Annotated in this window: 16 protein-coding genes; 2 read left to right on the forward strand and 14 right to left on the reverse strand. The window is 42.7% G+C overall.

Features of this window, described 5'->3' with window-relative positions; genetic code table 11:
* Positions 1-63: 63 nt before the first annotated feature.
* The 11 genes from HC733_RS16485 to HC733_RS16535 form a co-directional block, all read right to left on the reverse strand.
* The gene (locus tag HC733_RS16485; RefSeq protein ID WP_190366108.1) at positions 64-354 is read right to left on the reverse strand and encodes a hypothetical protein; all 291 of its coding nucleotides are present in this window, start codon (positions 352-354) and stop codon (positions 64-66) included.
* Positions 355-449: 95 nt separating this feature from the next.
* Positions 450-1,340: a 23S rRNA pseudouridine(2604) synthase RluF gene (rluF, locus tag HC733_RS16490; RefSeq protein WP_190366109.1), complete on the reverse strand. Its 891-nt coding sequence runs from the start codon at positions 1,338-1,340 to the stop codon at positions 450-452.
* Between the two features lie 92 nt (positions 1,341-1,432).
* Positions 1,433-2,536 (reverse strand): DUF418 domain-containing protein, encoded by a 1,104-nt coding sequence (locus HC733_RS16495; RefSeq protein ID WP_190366110.1) that lies wholly within the window; start codon positions 2,534-2,536, stop codon positions 1,433-1,435.
* Between the two features lie 20 nt (positions 2,537-2,556).
* A complete protein-coding gene (locus tag HC733_RS16500; protein ID WP_190366111.1) occupies positions 2,557-3,774 on the reverse strand; it encodes an EAL and HDOD domain-containing protein in 1,218 nt (405 codons plus the stop codon).
* A gap of 225 nt (positions 3,775-3,999) precedes the next feature.
* Positions 4,000-5,541, reverse strand: a complete 1,542-nt coding sequence (locus tag HC733_RS16505) for a glycogen synthase (RefSeq protein ID WP_190366112.1) — start codon at positions 5,539-5,541, stop codon at positions 4,000-4,002.
* A gap of 12 nt (positions 5,542-5,553) precedes the next feature.
* On the reverse strand, positions 5,554-6,852 hold the full coding sequence (gene glgC / locus HC733_RS16510) for a glucose-1-phosphate adenylyltransferase (protein ID WP_190366113.1): 1,299 nt from the start codon (positions 6,850-6,852) through the stop codon (positions 5,554-5,556).
* Positions 6,853-6,882: 30 nt separating this feature from the next.
* Positions 6,883-9,366, reverse strand: a complete 2,484-nt coding sequence (locus HC733_RS16515) for a glycogen/starch/alpha-glucan phosphorylase (RefSeq protein WP_190366114.1) — start codon at positions 9,364-9,366, stop codon at positions 6,883-6,885.
* Positions 9,359-11,404, reverse strand: a complete 2,046-nt coding sequence (gene glgX, locus HC733_RS16520) for a glycogen debranching protein GlgX (protein WP_190366115.1) — start codon at positions 11,402-11,404, stop codon at positions 9,359-9,361. The genes HC733_RS16515 and glgX overlap by 8 nt, the downstream gene beginning before the upstream one ends.
* A gap of 3 nt (positions 11,405-11,407) precedes the next feature.
* On the reverse strand, positions 11,408-13,633 hold the full coding sequence (gene glgB, locus HC733_RS16525) for a 1,4-alpha-glucan branching protein GlgB (RefSeq protein ID WP_190366116.1): 2,226 nt from the start codon (positions 13,631-13,633) through the stop codon (positions 11,408-11,410).
* Positions 13,630-15,615: a 4-alpha-glucanotransferase gene (gene malQ, locus HC733_RS16530; protein ID WP_190366117.1), complete on the reverse strand. Its 1,986-nt coding sequence runs from the start codon at positions 15,613-15,615 to the stop codon at positions 13,630-13,632. Before malQ ends, glgB begins: the two co-directional genes overlap by 4 nt.
* Before the next feature lie 8 nt (positions 15,616-15,623).
* Positions 15,624-15,926, reverse strand: a complete 303-nt coding sequence (locus HC733_RS16535) for an isoamylase early set domain-containing protein (protein ID WP_190366118.1) — start codon at positions 15,924-15,926, stop codon at positions 15,624-15,626.
* Positions 15,927-16,597: 671 nt separating this feature from the next.
* On the opposite strand from HC733_RS16535, the gene HC733_RS23220 reads away from it, so the two are divergent.
* Positions 16,598-16,804, forward strand: coding sequence for a GDCCVxC domain-containing (seleno)protein (locus HC733_RS23220; protein ID WP_342366025.1), 207 nt, complete (start codon positions 16,598-16,600; stop codon positions 16,802-16,804).
* On the opposite strand, the gene HC733_RS16540 is transcribed toward HC733_RS23220, so the two are convergent.
* Positions 16,801-17,244: a DUF2798 domain-containing protein gene (locus HC733_RS16540; RefSeq protein ID WP_190366119.1), complete on the reverse strand. Its 444-nt coding sequence runs from the start codon at positions 17,242-17,244 to the stop codon at positions 16,801-16,803. The two genes, HC733_RS23220 and HC733_RS16540, sit on opposite strands and share 4 nt — an antisense overlap.
* A 93-nt stretch (positions 17,245-17,337) precedes the next feature.
* Between HC733_RS16540 and HC733_RS16545 the strand changes: the two genes are divergently transcribed.
* Complete coding sequence (locus tag HC733_RS16545) at positions 17,338-17,769, forward strand: MarR family winged helix-turn-helix transcriptional regulator (RefSeq protein WP_190366120.1); 432 nt, start codon at positions 17,338-17,340, stop codon at positions 17,767-17,769.
* A gap of 109 nt (positions 17,770-17,878) precedes the next feature.
* Here HC733_RS16545 and HC733_RS16550 read toward each other — a convergent pair whose 3' ends face one another.
* Positions 17,879-18,298 (reverse strand): VOC family protein, encoded by a 420-nt coding sequence (locus tag HC733_RS16550; protein WP_190366121.1) that lies wholly within the window; start codon positions 18,296-18,298, stop codon positions 17,879-17,881.
* A 70-nt stretch (positions 18,299-18,368) separates the two neighbouring features.
* Complete coding sequence (locus tag HC733_RS16555) at positions 18,369-18,788, reverse strand: helix-turn-helix domain-containing protein (protein WP_190366122.1); 420 nt, start codon at positions 18,786-18,788, stop codon at positions 18,369-18,371.
* Positions 18,789-18,803 lie beyond the last annotated feature (15 nt).

An 18,803-nucleotide genomic window follows, 5' to 3' on the forward strand; every position in this document is an offset into this window, starting at 1 on the left:
AGCACACAAAAAGCAAAGGCTCAATTCGCAGCAAGCTCGTTGCTGCTAGTTTTGACGATGATTTTAGAGCAGAGCTTTTGTTTGGTTAACAGGAATTAACAAAGTGTGCTCGGGCCCTGCAAAAACGAGTGCTTTGCTGCGATTAAATACAAAGCCCCTATTTTGTTCGATATACACCAAGGTGGCATAAGGAAGGGGTTGTTTTTCTTCTCCAAACTCTTTGAAAATATTGAATTGTTTGTCAGCAGAGGCCACTATATCTAGGCGCTGAGGCTGTAGCGTAGATAAAATTAAACTCGCAAACATGATGATAAAAATAGCGCTTGCTAATAGCCTAAAAATCCATTTTTTCATTACAGTAGTTCCGTAAACCTTCTTCGAACGAGTGGCCTTTGATTATTTACAAAGATTCAAAGGCTTCAATAAGTGACTTGTTATGGCTCTAAAGACTAACGTTTTTTAAGAGAAAGTGTGCCTGATTTTCGTGTCGGTGGACGGTTTTGTTTAGGTTTATTGGGTTTGTGTTGTGGCCTAGTTACAGAATCATTTTGATGATGAGTCTTTGGGCTAGCTTTGTGCTTTGCTGCTTTTGGCTCTCGTTTGTTTGGATCAACAGAGCCCTCTTCGGTTTTTGCCGAATCAGCAATCGAGTCATTAATTTGTTTCATCTCAGCATCTGTCAAATGACGCCATTGCCCGGGACGTAAGCCATTTAAATTGACATTCATGATGCGTACACGCTTGAGTTTTGTAACTTCATAGCCCAAATATTCGCACATGCGGCGGATCTGTCTATTTAAGCCCTGAGTTAAAATGATAGTAAACGTGTCACTAGAGGTTTGCTTTACAAAACACTTTTTTGTCACCGTATCTAAAATTGGCAGACCGCCTGCCATACGTTCTATAAAACGTTTATTGATAGGCTTATCTACGGTAACGACGTATTCTTTTTCATGGTTATTACCTGCCCGTAGAATTTTGTTAACGATATCTCCTTCATTAGTAAGAAAGATCAATCCTTCAGATGGGCGGTCTAAACGTCCTATTGGAAATATACGCTCTGGATAATCAATGGCGCTAACAATGTTACTTTTGATTTTTTTCTCAGTGGTACAAGTAACACCAACTGGTTTGTTATAGGCAATGTAAACGCGTTTTGGCTTAGCTTTAAGTGGCTTGTTGTCGATGAGGATAAGATCATCGTCAGACACTTTTAAGCCCATTTCAGGCAAATTCCCGTTGACTTTAACGCGACCAGTTTCGATAAGTTTGTCTGCCTCACGACGAGAACAAAACCCTGTTTCGCTGATATATTTATTGAGTCGAGTTAATTGCGCCACCGAGCACCCTTTTAAAATGTCTAAAAAAGGCATTTTAAACGAATCGGTATTAAAATGCCCAAATTTATGTGCTTAGGTTGCTTATAAAGCCATCAAAGTGCCCTGCTTCGCGCGACTTTTAAGCTTAGTTGCTTAAGTAGCTGCTCAAAAGGACCTTGTTTAAAGTAACTTAAATACAAAGGAGCTAATAAAAGTTGTATGCCTATTCCAAGCAGAGCTATCTCTACATAGTCAACACGATTATAAGTAACCCGAGCCTGTGGATTCATCCACACAAAATATACGATCATAACAATTGATTGTATTAGGTAGCAGGTAAGCGCCATCTTGCCGACCGCTTGAATTGGTCGTATCAGTAAATGATCTACATTCGCTTTGGCATTTAAATGGGTGATAAGTAGCGCACCAAAAAATGCATTGGCCCAAACAACAGACTCATTGATACCGGTATAATTACTCCCCGTAGCAACCTCAATCAAGATATTGAGGATAGACAAAATAATCAGCGCGCTGAGCGTTAACAGCAACTGCGGTTTTGATAGGCCAGAGGTAAAGATGTTATTTCTAAAGCAGTAAATACCAATGAGCATAAGGCCTAAGGCATTCCATAGCGTGAGTATGGGTAACATGAGCAACATCACGGCACTCATGGATATATTGTGTATTAGTAGGCCTAAAAAATCAGTAGGCGCATTTAGCAAAGCTTCTTGAAAATCAGAGCTTTGCCGATTGATTAGCTCATTTGGCGAGGTAAAAGATAACAACAGCAACAACGTGCAACTTACAGCGAACATTGCTGCGCCATGCGTTAAAACCTTGTTATCGCTCTGCTGCAGATATGCCAGAGCCAAAAAACCCGCTACTCCATAACTAAATAAAATATCACCTGGCCATATAAAAATGCTGTGCAGAGCGCCAAAAATGGCGATGGTGATTAGTCTTGGTTTAAGCGCATCGACATCTTTGTGCTTATTGTATTGTATTACGAGCGCAGCACCAAAAAGCATGCAAAATAGTGAGCGAAAGCGACTATCAAGTGCCAGTATGTTGCAATATTGAATTATAGTGTCGCTTAAAACAGGCACTGAAGGCTGCACATATCCTGTTTCGAATAATGCGAGGTAATAAACGTTAAGCAACAATAAGCCTAATACCGCTATACCCCGTAAGCTGTCGAGCTGAGAAATCCTGTTCATCTATGCTTAGGTATCAAATTTTAGAATAGAGTTTCATTATACATGTCGGCCCAACGAATTGCTTCAACATGAAAGTCAGGAAGACGGCTATCGTCAATATTTAATAAGCTACAGGCTTCTTGCAACTGCCACCAACTACCACTTTCATAAGCTTTCACAACATTTAAAATGTAATACAGTAAGTTGTGTTTGCCCATTAGTGCGTCGTGTAACTCTTCGGGAAATGGCAGACGAGATACAACCTGTTCCATGGGTCTATCCAAAATTGCATCCAGCAAAGAAAACAAACCGGTTAAAAAACTCATGCTTTTAATATTGGGATTAACCGATTTAGCTATCAACTCACAAAACCGAGAGCGTACGATACTTAGACGTGTTAACTCTGTTGGTTTACCCTCTGCAACGTGGGCTGTCATAATTAAGCCAACAAACTTCTTAACGCGCTCATCACCCAAGTAAACGAGTGCTTGCTTCAATGATTCGATACGATTTTTGAGCGGGAAAACCCCCGAGTTGATCAAGCGCAGCAGTTTGTATGCAAGCGCGGTATCTTGTGCAAACAAGCGTGCGATCTTATCTATATTCATGTGCTTTCTTAACACTTCGGAATATATAAGCATCACTATGGCATGGTTGGTTTCAATGTCGTTTTGTTGGATAACTCTGGGTTTGGCGAAAAAGTACCCTTGAAAAAAGTGAAAACCCATTTCTTTGGCTCGTTCAAACTCGGCTTCAGTTTCTACTTTTTCTGCTAGTAATTTCATATTCTTTCTTCTTTTAAACTCATTTACCAATTCAGAAATTGAGTCTAAAGAATTTTGCTGGATATCAAATTTAACTAGTCGGATCAGTTTTAAAAATGGCTCCCATTTTTTTGTATATTCAAAGTCGTCAAGGGCGAGCCTATAATCTTGATGAAATAGCTGTCTGACTTTCTCGTAGTTTTCAGAAGTTGGATTAATACTTTCTAACAGTTCTAAAATGACATCTCTGGCGGGTAAAAAGTGTGCTAACTCTTGTTTTAAGGAATCTGGTCCAATGTTTATGAGCGCTTTTTTACCAGATGTAAGATAGCGAGTCCCCAAATTTAACTGGTTATCCATGATGAGTTTTGCTGTTGCAACGTCTTCAGCAATGTCTGGGAAACTGTTACGCGTGCCATCTCGAAATAATAACTCGTAAGCCACCACCTGTTTACGGCGGTTAAAAATTGCTTGTCGAGCAACAAAAACCTTCAAACGTTGACTCCTCGGTATTTGCCACTTCAAATGTAGCACTTTATTATTTGTAGAAAGTGCGATTCTAAACCTAAATGACTAAAATTAATATAGAACTAAGATATTAATACTCATGAAAATTAACTTAATAACTATAGCAGCTACAAATTAAAAAGCAGGCTTTGGCCTGCTCTTTAGAAAATACTATAAAAATGTTTACCGTATGTAAAATTTATACGTTAGTTCTTAGCTCTCATACAACTTTTCGATGTATTGCTGTGCTGATGAGTACCAAGTAAATCTGGCTTGCGAGGCATTATTAGCTAATTGTTTATACTGCTCGGGGTTGGATTGATACATAGTGAGCGCAAATCTGAACGTTTCAATGAGTTCAGCGGTTTGCTCTGATAAATCGTCTCCTGAAAACGAAAAACCATTGTGTAAATGGCTAACAGTGTCAACAAGTCCGCCAACTTTATGCACCAAACACGGTTGCCCAGCACGCATCGCTAACATCTGGCTTATACCACATGGCTCGAATGAGCTTGGCATTAGAAACAAGTCGCCGAGCGGATATAAAAAGTCGCCAAGATTTTGTCCATAGCCATTTAAATAAAGGATATTTTCGTGACGAGACATCACCTGCGTAAAGAGGTTCTCTAAATTGCGATCGCCAGAACCCAAAATGATAATTCTAGCGTCGATATCGGCTGCAATTTGCGCTAACTCATCAAGCACAATTCCTTGGCTTGAACGTTGTCTCAGCAACAATGCTTTTTGATCGGTTAATCTGCCAACACTGGTGATGAGCGGGCCATGTGATACTTGGCTCTGCCATTTTTTTAACCGTTGATGAGCGATATAGTGGCAAGCCAACAGCTGAGGTTGTTTAGCCATCCATTGAATTAGCTCACAATCGACCAAATCGTAGTATTGGTCGAGAGTGATACCGTGCGAAGCGTCATTTTCATGGTATTCACAACCATTAAGGATGCCGACTAGCTTCCCTTGCCGCTTGGCGATTTGCATATCGTGCTCTAACCCTTCGCCGCCAAAAAAGCCCCTATCGGGTTCACTGTTATGGAGCACTTCTTCGCTATATGTTGGAGATACTACATGTACTTTATCTGCTAAATAAATAGCACTGCGCATCGGGTTAAAACAATGCGGGTGATGATGGTCGCAAAGTTGCTGGCCATTGTAGCCAAGGGTTGGAAACCATGCCTCCAAAGACGACTCATCGTGTCCAAACGGTCGTATGCCCTGCAACGCCAAATTATGAACGGTATAAACCGTTTTGAGTTGTTTTAAATAGACAAACCTAGGACTAAATGTTTGTAGTACGGTAACACACGCCGCATGCCAATCATGTAAATGCAAGACATCCAGTTCATCAAACATTTTGTGCTCGATGGCTTCACAAACCGCCGCGCTGAAAAATGCAAACTTAGTTGCATCGGTAGCAAATGGACGATTGTGGTCATCACTACAATAAATTGCGCCTTGATGTTCACTAAACAATGAATGGGAAATCACATATTGCGTTACCCCATCGCTTTGTTCTACTTGCCATAAAGTTGCTGTTTCTAGATGTTGGCGAAACGGCACTGCAATGTCACCAACAAACGTTCTATTTAAATTACTTTGCCCATAATCAGGCACCACGACTTTAACAGCAGTTCCCTGTGCACTTAATGCATAAGGAATATCACGAATGACATCTGCAACGCCGCCAACTTTACAATTTGGCAGCCGATCATTTTCAGCTGCGACCATTAATACCCGCATGTTACGCCTTATTTATGCAGTTTGGAGTTTTTCTTTATTTGCTAGTTGCTTTCGCTTGTATGCAAGTAACATTTCTCTTGTAACCAGCACTATACCTTTATTTGTTACTCTAAAGCCATTGTCTTTATCTAAATCAGGGTCAAAGCCGACTTCCAAGCCTTCTGGTAAATGGCAACCCCTATCGATGATGGCATTACGTACTTTACAATTGCGGCCAATAACCACACCAGGTAGTACGACTGAGCCTTCAATTTCGCAATACGAATGCACATGTACATTTGAGAAGAGCAATGACTTTTTAACTTTAGAGCCCGAGATAATACACCCGCCTGACACGGTTGAATCAACGGCCATCCCCCGGCGATCATCATCATCAAAAATGAATTTTGCTGGAGGAAGTTGCTCTTGATAAGTCCAAATTGGCCATGTTGGATCATATAAGTCAAGTTGCGGCTCTGGAGAAACCAGCTCCATATTCGCTTCCCAAAATGAGTCGAGTGTGCCCACGTCACGCCAATAGGGTTGCCCTGCATGGCTTGGATCGCGAAATGGAAACGCGAATACATTGTGCTCTTCAATGATGGCTGGGATGATATCGTGACCGAAGTCGCGACCTGAACCCTCACGTTCTGAATCTTGTTTTAATTGTTCAAACAAAAACTCAGTGTTAAAAACATAATTACCCATAGATGCTAAACACAGGCCGTCTTTACCAGGAATAGAGGTCGGGTTCGCTGGCTTTTCATCAAAGCGGCGTACACGCTTATCGCCATCAACAGTCATTACACCAAAGGTTTTCGCAGCTTCTTCACATGGCACTTCAATACAACACACGGTCATATCTGCGCCAGTCTCTACGTGCTTAGCTAATAGTGCGCCATAGTCCATTCGATAGACGTGATCGCCTGAGAGGATCATCACATATTTAGGTAATTCGTGACGAATAATATCCATATTTTGAAAAACGGCGTCCGCTGTTCCACAGTACCATTCATCGCCGTAGCGCTGTGATGCTGGCAGAATTTCTACCGACTCGCCTAGTTCCTTCTTGAAGTGTCCCCACGCTCTATTTACATGGCGAATAAGCGAGTGTGATTTGTATTGTGTTGCGATGCCTACTCGTCTGATCCCAGAGTTGATACAGTTTGATAGGGGGAAATCGATGATCCTATGTTTACCACCAAAATATACAGCAGGCTTAGCACGCCAATTGGTTAATTCATGTAAACGAGAGCCTCGACCACCCGCCAAAATTAAAGCGTAGGTTTCTCTGGTTAAGCTACTTATGTAGCGGTTTGCGTAACTGGGCATAACTTTCTCCAAATATCCTTGTGTCGTGGTCTATTGCATTGGCGCAAGGCGCCAGATTTCGTCGCAATATTGCGAAATGGTTCGGTCACTGGAAAAACTTCCACTGGCCGCGGTATTTAAAATGCTGATACGTGTCCAAGTTGGCTGGTCTAAGTAAGTATCAGACGCTTTTTGCTGAGCGTCTATGTAACTTGCAAAGTCATAGGCTGTAAGCCATGGGTCTTGTGGACTTTTTATGGCGTTGATTAAATCATCAAAAACGCCGGGTTCTAGTAGGTTAAAGTGACCGCTCTCTAGTAGGCGCATCACCGAGCTCAAATTAGGGTCTTGAGAAATAATTTTTTCAGGATTGTATTTGGCACGTATTTCATCTGTTTGCTCAGCATGAGCGCCAAATAGGAAAAAGTTATCAGCACCGACGTTATCGCGGATCTCGATATTAGCACCGTCCAGTGTCCCAATGGTAATAGCACCATTCATCATAAACTTCATGTTGCCAGTGCCAGAGGCTTCTTTGCCAGCTGTAGAAATTTGCTCCGACAAGTCAGTCGCTGGGCAAATAGCTTCCATAGCCGTGACGTTATAGTTTGGAAAGAACGCAACTCTTAGATACGGTTTTGCCTTGTCGTCACTGTTAATAACCTCTGCAACGTTATTAATCAGCTTGATTATTTTTTTCGCCATGTAATAGCCAGGAGCGGCTTTTCCGCCGATAAGCACACACCTTGGCGCGAGTGATTGTACATCGCCTTTTAAAATTCGATCGTACAAATGAATAACATGTAAGATATTGAGTAGTTGGCGTTTATATTCATGAATACGTTTAACTTGCACATCAAACATCATGTTGACATCAAACTCAACGCCGCAGCGTTGTTTGACCAACTCACACAATTTTTGTTTGTTGGCTTTTTTAACTTTTTGCCATTGCTTTTGGAATTTTTCGTCGTCGTAATAGCGACGTAGTTTGGATATTTCACTGTAGTCAGCAATCCAGCCTGAGCCAATTTTGTCACTGATCAGCTTACTTAAACTTGGGTTACAGTGGGCTAGCCAGCGTCTTGGTGTTACACCATTGGTTTTATTGTTAAATTTTTCAGGCCAAAGTTCGTAGAAGGTTTTAAACAAGCCGGACTTTAATAGTTCAGTGTGCAGCGCCGCCACGCCATTTACTGAGTAACTACCTACGATGGCAAGATAAGCCATACGTACTTGTGGCACGTCACCCTCTTCGATTAACGACAACTCACGTTGTTTATCAACATCGCCCGGCCAGTGCAGTGACACTTGCTTAAGAAAACGCGCGTTAATTTCGTAAATGATCTCTAGTAATCGCGGCAGCAGCTTTGCAAACAATGGCACAGACCACTTCTCTAGTGCTTCTGGCAATAAAGTGTGGTTGGTATAAGCCATGGTTTGCGTTGTTATTTGCCAAGCCTCACCCCAGCCCAACTCATACACATCTACAAATAATCTCATGAGCTCTGCAACGGCAATGCTTGGGTGTGTATCGTTTAATTGAAAAACATGATACTCGGCAAAGTCAGTAAAGGTAGCGCCGTATCGTTCTACCCATTGCACTAAGATATCTTGTAAGCTGGCACTTGAGAGGAAATACTGTTGACGTAAACGCAGCTCCTTACCATTTTCACTACTATCGTTTGGATACAGCACCATAGTGATCTGTTCAGCTAGGTTCTTTTTGGCGACTGCTTCTGAGTAACTGCCTGCATTAAATTCAGATAAATCAAATTCGTCAGTGGCTTCTGATTTCCATAGTCGTAAGGTGTTTACTACACCATTTTTATAACCGGGGATCGGCACATCATAAGGCACTGCGAGCACATCTTGCGTTTCAACCCATAACCTGTGCTCTCTGCCGCTTTTATCGCGAAACGTTTCAACATGACCAAAAAACTTAACACGTTGCGATTGCTCTGGTGCAGAAAGCTCCCAAGGGTGTCCTTCGCGAAGCCAATTATCCGGATGCTCTACCTGATTGCCCTGTTCAATGGATTGATTAAACATGCCGTATTCGTAGCGAATGCCATAACCAATCACAGGTAAAGCCAAACTGGCGCAGCTGTCTAAAAAGCACGCGGCTAAACGTCCAAGACCGCCGTTACCAAGCCCCGCATCGTGTTCAGCCTCCCCTACGCTTTCTAAATCAGCGTAGTATTGCTTAAGTGCATCTTCGGTGCTTTTTTGCAAATCTAGGTTAAGTACCGCATTACCTAACGCGCGGCCCATTAAAAACTCTAGCGACAGATAAGCCGCCTTGCGGGTCTTTTTCTGCTTTAGGAATTGATTAGTGGCTCTGCAACGCGATACGAGTCTATCGCGAATGGTAATTGCCAATGCGTGATATAAATACAGTTGTGACTCGCCAACTTTGTCTCGTCCTAACGTGTAATAAAAGTGACGCATCAAATCGTCACTGAAGGTACTTTCATCAAGTTTTGGTGCTTCTTGCCAATGCTTTACTACGCACACTTCAGCGCTTTTCTTAGCCATGAGTAATTCCTTCATTTACAGATGTAAAAACCCAACTAGATTGGGGAGAAATAGAAATTGAGTGTTCGATAATGTCTGCGCTTTTACAGCTGGTAAGCGCTAATTGCCACTGATCGCTAAAAGGTGGTGCAGGAAACATCATATCCAAAGGGTCTTTGCCAGCATTAAACATGATAAGCAACGCCTTTTGCTGTTGCTTATCGACCAGCATATACAATAGCCACTGACGATTGGCTTCGTGCCATTGCTGCGGTTGCATTGGTTCGCCATGTTCATTTAGCCAGTGTACAGAGAAACGGCTGTCGTCGGTGTGGATATAAAAAGGATGCGTAAATGCGTCAAATTGTTTACGCAAGTTGATTAGTTCTTTAATGAAAAACGTTAAGCTGTGATTAAACTGAGACGATTTCCACGCTAACCAATTGCTGCGGTTATCTTGGCAATATGCATTATTGTTACCGCCTTGTGAGTGACCAAACTCACTCCCAGAGGGTATCATCGGCACGCCTTTTGACAGAAACAGCGTCAATAAGGCATTTTTTTGCATTTTTAAGCGCAGCGACGTTACCTTTGGATCCGTTGAAAAGCCCTCTTTGCCGCAATTCATTGAGTGATTGGCGCCATGCCCGTCGAGGTTTTGCTCGCCATTGGCTTCATTATGTTTGTGCTCGTAACTCACCCAATCAGCTAAGGTAAAGCCGTCGTGGCTGGTGATGAAGTTAATTGAGCTTAACGGCCCACGTAGATTGTGTTCAAACAAATCGTGTGAACCATGAATGCGTTTAGCAAGTTCTGGTAGCACACTGTGATCGCCTCGCCAAAAGCGTCTAACCGTATCGCGGTACTTATCATTCCATTCGCGCCAAGGCGCAGGAAATGCGCCTAACTGGTAACCGCCGGGGCCAATATCCCATGGTTCGGCAATCAGTTTAACTTGCTGTAAAATTGGGTCTTGGATAACGGCCTGTAAAAATGCGTGATAGCGATTAAAACCATCGGAATTTCTCGCTAAAATTGTTGCTAAGTCAAACCTGAAACCGTCCACCCCCATTACCTCTACCCAGTAGCGTAAGCTGTCGAGCACTAACCCAAGTGCGTAGGGATCATCTATATTGAGCGTGTTGCCACAGCCCGTATCATTGATATACACATCAGGCTGGCCCGCAACACTGCGATAATACCCTTGATTGCTCAAGCCTTTTAGGGAGAGTGTTGGCCCATCAACGCCCGCTTCGGCGGTATGGTTATATACAACGTCTAAGATCACCTCAATGCCAGCTTGGTGCAAAGACGACACCATCGCTTGAAACTCACGGATATCGGCATTGCATAAATAGGCTTTGTGAGGGATAAAAAAACTCAGCGTATTGTATCCCCAGTAGTTGGTTAAGCCTTTGGTGGTTAAAAACTGCTCGCTAACAAACGCATGCACTGGCAATAGCTCAAGCGTGGTCACGCCCAAAAACTTCAGATGACATATAAATGCAGGTTCACAAAGTGCTGTAAACTTGCCCCGTAAGGCACTGAGCACTTCTGGGTGTCGTGCGGTAGCGCCTTTGACATGGCACTCATATATCACTGTTCTGGACCATGGGATATTTGGTCTTTGCCCTTGATATTTTTCGATAGTGACTACTTTAGACTTGGGCATGTCAATGGCGTTGTCTGAGTGGCTTAACTTACCAACAGGCATATGACAAAAGTGTCGCTCACTCCATGTAAATTCACCCTGTAAATCTTTTGCATATGGGTCGAGCAGCAGCTTATTAACGTTGAACAGTTTGCCCTTTTGTGGATGGTACTCACCATCGGCTCGGAAACCGTATAACGCCCCTGCCTTAAGTGGCGAAACATACACGCTCCAAATGCCGCCTTCATGAAGGTACATATTGATACGTGCAATTTCACTATGGCCACTGGCGTCAAACAAGCACAAAAAAACAGTTTTAGCCTCTGGTGCATACACCGCAAAGTTAACACCATCCTCTATGACTGTGCTGCCAAGCGGGCGACAGCTACCCCGTCTTGAATTGAGCATTGCTTAGCCTGTTATCCAGCGTAAGTAAAGTGTTGCCAAAGGTGGAATGCTGATCACAATACTTTGCTCAAAACCGTGAGATGGCACTGCTTGAGTTTGGATAAGCTGTTGTTTGGTGCCAACAACGTTTACGCCAGAGCCGTATAACGCTTGGTCGTCGGTATTAAGTACCACTTCATAAACACCAGACTTCGGCACACCGATAGTGTATTGGTGATAAACCTGCGGCGTTAAATGGCTAATCACAACTAATAGCTCTTTAGTTGACTTACCAAAGCGCGCAAAGCTAAACAAACTTTGTGCCGCGTTGTTGCAATCTATCCACTGAAAGCCTGCCGGTGTATGGTCACACTCATATAAAGCAGGGGTTGAGGTGTATAGCGTGTTGAGTTTTTTTACGGTTTTTTGAATCGCACTATGCGACTCGTGTTTAAGCAAGCTCCACTCTAAACCCTTGTTATGATCCCACTCGTGGCGACTGGCCAATTCACTGCCCATAAACAACAGCTTTTTACCCGGATGCGCATACATAAACGCAAAGTAAGCTTTTAGATTGGCAAATTGCTGCCAATCATCACCGGGCATCTTGCTTAGCAGTGAGCCTTTGCCATGCACAACTTCATCATGACTGAGCGGTAAAATGTAGTTTTCTGAGTAGGCATAGGCCATTGAAAAGGTCATTTCATGATGATGATGCTGGCGATAAAGTGGGTCGCGGCTCATGTAATTTAGGCTGTCGTTCATCCAACCCATATTCCATTTAAAACCAAAGCCTAGGCCGTTGTTATCAACAGTATTGGTTACGCCAGGCCAAGCTGTTGACTCTTCCGCAATCATCATAATGCTTGAGTCTTTACCGTAGCAGCGCGTGTTTACTTGCTGCAGGCAGTCAATCGCGCCTAAATTCTCGCGACCACCAAATTTGTTTGCTATCCACTCGCCGTCTTTGCGGCTGTAATCTAGATACAGCATTGATGCGACCGCATCGACGCGTAAGCCGTCAATCTTAAACTCTTCTAACCAATATATGGCATTGGCCAGCAAGAAGCTTTTAACCTCTGGGCGGTCGTAATTGTAAATATAGGTGTTCCAATCAGGGTGGAAGCCTTGTCGGGTATCGGCATGCTCAAACAAATGAGTCCCATCAAACTTGTGTAACCCGTGTGGATCTGATGGAAAATGTCCCGGCACCCAATCTATCAATAACCCCAGACCTTCGTCATGGCAGCGCTCGGTAAAATACACAAAATCTTCAAAACTGCCAAAGCGGCTCGAAGGCGAAAAGAGCCCAACCGGTTGATAGCCCCAAGAGCCATCAAACGGATATTCGCTGATAGGCATTAATTGCAGGTGTGTAAAGCCCATATCTTTTACATATGGAATAAGGTCATCAGCGAGTTCGCGATACGTTAAATAGCGATTGTTTTCCTCAGTTCGGCGTTTCCACGAGCCAAGGTGTACTTCATAGATGCTTACAGGTGCGCTTACGTGGTTACGTTTGGCGCGTTCCACGCGTTGTTGCTCTGTGAGTTGTTTATGTTTTTTTAAAGGCTGCAACACAGACGCCGTACCCGGTGCCTGTTGCATTTTAAAAGCAAATGGATCAGCTTTGTCTTGAACATTGCCATAGTTATCGACAATTGAGTATTTGTAACATTGATTGGGTTGCAGCTGAGGTATAAATAGCTCCCACACACCGCTGGCAGGATGAAAGCGCATAAAGTGCTCGCAGCGGTTCCAGCAATTGAAGTCGCCAATGATTGAAACGCTTTTGGCATTTGGGGCCCACACAGAAAAACGTACCCCTTCAACCCCTTCATGCGTTATAAAGTGTGCGCCTAAGTGTTGGTAGGCATGCTCTAGCGTTCCTTCATTAAACAAGTACAGTGCTTGTTCGTCTAGGTGGCAACCAAAGCGATACACGTCGTGTTTAAGCTGTTTTTGCTTTGCGTATTCAACGATGAGTTTGTTGTCATGGCTTAATGGCGCTGTTAATGACAGCAAAAATAAGTCGCTCGTTAGGTAACGTTTGAGCTTAACGTTTTTTTTGCCCTGCTCAATGCTCACCGAGTCGGCGCCGGGTAAATAAACTCTTAATTCGTACTCTTTTGCAGATACACGGTGCAAGCCTAAAAATGAAAAAGGATCAGCAAAGCAACCATTTTGTAATGCATTAAGTTGCTCTGAATAATCTCGAACTGGTTTGTTTGCTGATACTACACTGTTCATAATCCTTTCCTGCTTTGAGTTATTGAATTTATAAAATCACTTTTATTGGTAAAAATATCACTGACACTATGCTTGAGCCTGCGCCGCCAGTTAGGATATTCGAGGTAAGTTCCGGGAATATTGACCGGTAAATCTTGTTGGTCTAAATCATCTAGCTGAATGCACAACATTGCGGCGCTTGAGGTGGCCAGTTTTGCAATCAAGCATTCATATACTGATGTAGCGTCGCTTTGCTTGTTAAAATGACTAACACCCGCTTGTTCAAACCAGCGCAATAGCCTGTCTTTTTCACTGTCTCGTTTAGTTTGTTCAACTGCTAGCGCTGGTGCATCCAATAGCTGGTATTGGCTTTTTACAATCAGGTCTTTACCTTGCCACCAGGCGTTAAATGGCGGGACATCGTGGTTTGCTACCATGAGCAGCACTTGGCTTCTAATATGTTCTGGTTGCACAAACTCGCCGTTTTGGTCTTTCTCGAAGTAAAAAAGCACATTGCCTAACATGTTGGCATCGAGCATAACCGAGCGAACTTCAGGTGGCACAACCCCAAGGTCTTCACCTATGATCATGGTTTGCTGTAGTTGTGACTCTATTTTGAGTAGCGCAATAAGGTGCTCAAATGGATAGTAAACATAGCAACCTCGCTGTGAACCTTGCACCGAAAAACACCACCATAAGCGTCTAATGGCCATGACATGGTCAATGCGCAAACCGCCCACAGATTTCATATTGCTGCGCAGCAACTGCTTAAAAAATTCAAATTTATTGCAGCGCAATTTAATTGGGTTAAGCGCTGGTAAGCCCCAATCTTGGCCTGCTTCTGCCCATGGATCAGGCGGGGCCCCTACGTGGGCGTTGCCTGCATAAAGTGCTTTATTGGCGTTAAATTCAAGGCTATCTTCGGCGCATCCTACCGCTAGGTCATTGATTAATCCTACGGCCATACCGTTTTCTAGGCTTAAACGCTGACAACGATTAAGTTGCTGCCTTGCAAGATACTGCCAATAAATTTGGCATTCATCGTTGCTGAGCACTTCCAGTGGTTTGGCAAACTCACGTTTAAAACACGCAAACGCATCCACAGTTTTAGATGTTTTGTGTTGCTCAAAGTGTTGGTAGAGCATCTCTAGCAAGCGATACTTATGCTCGCTGACCACATCGTAATCAATAAAGGGGGCTTGTTTGTGCGACGCTAAGGCAGCCAACGACAACTCGAATTGACGCTTAATTTGGTCACTTTGCTCAAAGTCATCACACCAATCAATGGCGATATACAGGGGGTTAAGTAGCCCTCTATGGTTTGGGCTATAAGGACTGACTCTATGCTGTTGATCTTTAAACAACAAATGTAGGGGGTTTAGCAAAATGTAATCACAGCCGTGAGAGGCGCTGTGTATAACCAATTCTTGAAGATCAGCAAAGTCGCCAATGCCAAGGTTTCTATCGCTAGATAAGGTATATAGCTGCACCGATATACCACAAGATGGCTGTGAAGATTGTTTATAGCACTCGCTTGGCACCGACCAAACTTGGGTGTGGTACTTACCCGATGGTAAATAAATATTGGTGTCGAAATATCCCGTTGGGATCGCTTTAACGCGATAGGCTACTTCAACGTATCGAATGCCTTCAAACAGGTATTCACCTACAACAGAGCCGCTAGTGAGCGAAAACTGATGCTCGTAGTTCAATTGCTCAATATAAACACTGGCAATACCATCTATCTGACTCTCGGGTAGGCGTATTTTCAAGAGCGAGTCTTGTTGCTCTACCATACATACATCACCCACAACATTTAGCCATGGTGCAATATCCAGCTCGAAATTCAACTTATCGATATGGGCCAAATCTTCAGTATCAACACCACAACAACGCAGTGCTTGTGCTCTGGTTTGTTGGTCAAATACGACATGTTCTCCGGTGTATTTTGTATAGTCGTAGCCAATACCGTGTAAGTAAAAAAGCTGAGATAACCCCTGCATATAAGCGACTACGCTAAACGTTGAGTGTTGACGATACTATTGTCGGTACCAAAACTATTCGGCACGTAAGCGTCTGCTTGGGCATCGTTGTCCCACTGTTTGCCATCGATCAGATATTTAAAATGATACTGTTTATCTACGGGCAGTCGCTGTTTGAGTTTGAAGGCCTTGTCTTTTTTGACAAACTTCATCGCGAGCGGTTTCCAGTTGGTAAACTCGCCAACAAGTTCAACTTTTTTGGCTTGAGGGTGTGAAAATTCAAAGGTGACTTCGGCTTCATCTTTAGTTTTAAAAAAGCGTTTGGTTAACATAGCAGGCTCCAAATAAACCATAGTGATGGTAAATTAATCCTTGCCACAGTGCCGTGCCTTTAACTGCTTAACAATCGGAAACAGTGGTAGTCATAACAATAGTAAATCAAATGAGTGTTTACGCATTATGACAGTGCATTTTTAATAATATTGCACCATTTATGTGCAATATCATGTGATATCGGACTGTGTTTAAGGCGTATAGGCTATACAGCAAAACACAGACCAACTATCCAGTTATTAACTAATTGCTACGTTAATACGAAGTGATATAGCTGTAAAGTGAATAAAATTAATCAGACTCTCAATGAGTTACACTAAAAAAACAAACAAATAATTAACATTATTGCGAAACATTCAGCAAAGTGACAAGCCATACTTATCTGCGCTGTTTATTCATGTGCGTAATGCTTAAATGTTTTTGGCCGTTACCTACAGTGTGTGCAAACAAAAGGATTTAAACAACTTGTTGAAAATAGAGAAGATGGCGAGTATTCGCCTATGAGTGCTTGGTTATGGTTTTTATGCTAACCGTGACTGATGCTATCATGCTTAGCGTGATAAGACTAATGTAAAACTTGCGACAGTATATTTTTGATTACATATGCTTTTAGCAAGCTGAAAATTTTACTACGGTGTTACCTATTAAATATCAACGAGGAAGTGTACTTGTGGAAATTATATTAGAGTCTGAACTCACCTGCCCAGAGTGCGGTTTTAAGATTAAAGAGACAATGCCAACAGATTCATGTCTGTATTTTTATCAATGCAGCAATTGCAATTTGTTATTAAAACCCCTCAAAGGTGACTGCTGTGTATTTTGCTCATATGGCAGTGTGCCCTGCCCACCTATTCAAAAGCAGGGAAAGTGTTGTTAGCTGGCCATAAAACGCTCAAGGCGCGGCTTTACCGTCAAGGTCATAAAAACCGAAATTAACAAGCCCACAGGCAAGGCTAAGATAAACGCCTGCCACCAATAAACGACAAATGTTGCCATTGATTTGTAAGGGACATTATTAATGGTCGTAACCGCAGCCATAAATCCTTCCATAATAACTGCCATGGAAATGCCAATTACCGTGTTTTTTATGGCGTCTCTGGCTTTTGGTTGCAACACTGCAACCACTTTGGAAATGAGCGCGGCCATTACAAATCCAATAGGCGCCATGGTTGTTGCTGCCCATAAAGTAGAGGTGAGCCACTGCGCTACAAATCCGTCCGATAATCCGATGTTTTTATAGGTCATCACAAAAGTGAGGATACCGACCAATGTAAACACCACGGGTACCATAACAAGTATCTTTTTAAGTAATTTCATAACGGCCTCTTTATTATGGTTGATATTGTCAACTATTGATGTGGGTAAGGTTAAGTGTTATGGTTGATAATGTCAACTATATAGGAGTGAACTTTGAATACCGATTTGCCCGATAGCTTTTTAGCACTTACCTTCAGATTTAAATCTTTGGTACTCAAAGCAATTAGAGAACAAGGGATTGAGGTTGTGCCGATGGAAATACAATCGCTTCATCTCATAAATAGAACAGAGCATTGCACTGCGGCTGTGATGTCAGAACAAATGGACCGAGACAAAGGGCAATTGGCCAGACTGATTAAAGAAATGATTAGTAAGGGGTTAATCGAAAAAACCAAAAACCCTAACGATACTCGAAGCCATTTACTTAGCTTAACCAATAACGGTAAAGCCGTATTGGAACGGGTGCTTGCGATTGAAGCTAAAATTATACAAAAAATGCGCCTTGGTCTTACGCCAGAACAGATTAAAGCTTTTAATAAAGTAGCAGCTATCATGAGCGCCAATTTAAGTGCCAGTCATAGCTGAGCAATTACAGTTTAGGCGTTACGGCTTAGTTGTGCTTTTGAGTGTTACTTTTGCATTGAGCTTTATAAATCAGCAGGCGTCGTGTAAGACGCCTTGCAGGCTTTGCGTATTATTTAGTATTTACTCGCTCAACCAAACTAAACCAATTTCCAGAGTTGTCTAAGGCCATGGCTTCGATACCATAAAGCTGCTCAGTGGGTGGCTGGATAAATTCTACACCTTTGGCTTCTAGCTCTTGATACGTTTTTTGGCAATCGTCAGTTTCAAAAACACCTGCGCCGAACGCACCTTCTTCGATTAAACTTCGTATTTTTTCAGCAGACTCTTTGCTGAACATTGGCCCCTCTTTTGGCTCTGCCAATACCAGCTGAAGCTGCGGATTAGATTTTGGATGTACCGTTAGCCACCTAAAATCGCCCTCCACTTTCATATCGTCGCCTACCTCAAAACCGAGCTTGTTTTTGTAAAAATCAAGCGCGTCGTCCTGATTAAGTACATATATGGTTGTATGCGCAATGGATGTGATCATTTTAAAGTCCTTGTTGTTAATTCATCTTTATTTTATAGATTTAAGCAAAATGATATTTCTCCAATATTGCTCACTTAGTCAATTTACGTAAAAAATGATAGGCATAACATGCTGGTATTGCCTGCGCCGGGAAACGGAATGCCTCACTAGACAGAGCCCAAAGTTTGCGGCGATATAAAGTAGGTGCCATACCAACTTGCCTTAAAAACAACGACGAAAAGCTACCCAAACTCGTATAACCCACTTTTTCGCAAACTTCTGAGACAGTAAAGTTCTCAGTGATCAGCATATTTTTGGCCTGCTCGACTCTAAGGCGGATTAAAAACTCGTTGGGCGTTTCTCCATAGGTATCTTTGAAAACGCGTAAAAAATGATAGTTAGACATGTATGAGCGCTTTGCGATATCGGATAAGCTCAGCGGAGCGTGATAATTATCTGCGATAAAATCTCTGCTGGCATTCAACCTTTTAAATTTATGGTTCGTAGCCATAAAATATCCTTTTTT

The organism is Pseudoalteromonas sp. S16_S37 (assembly GCF_014694405.1).
Taxonomy (GTDB): Bacteria; Pseudomonadota; Gammaproteobacteria; order Enterobacterales; family Alteromonadaceae; genus Pseudoalteromonas.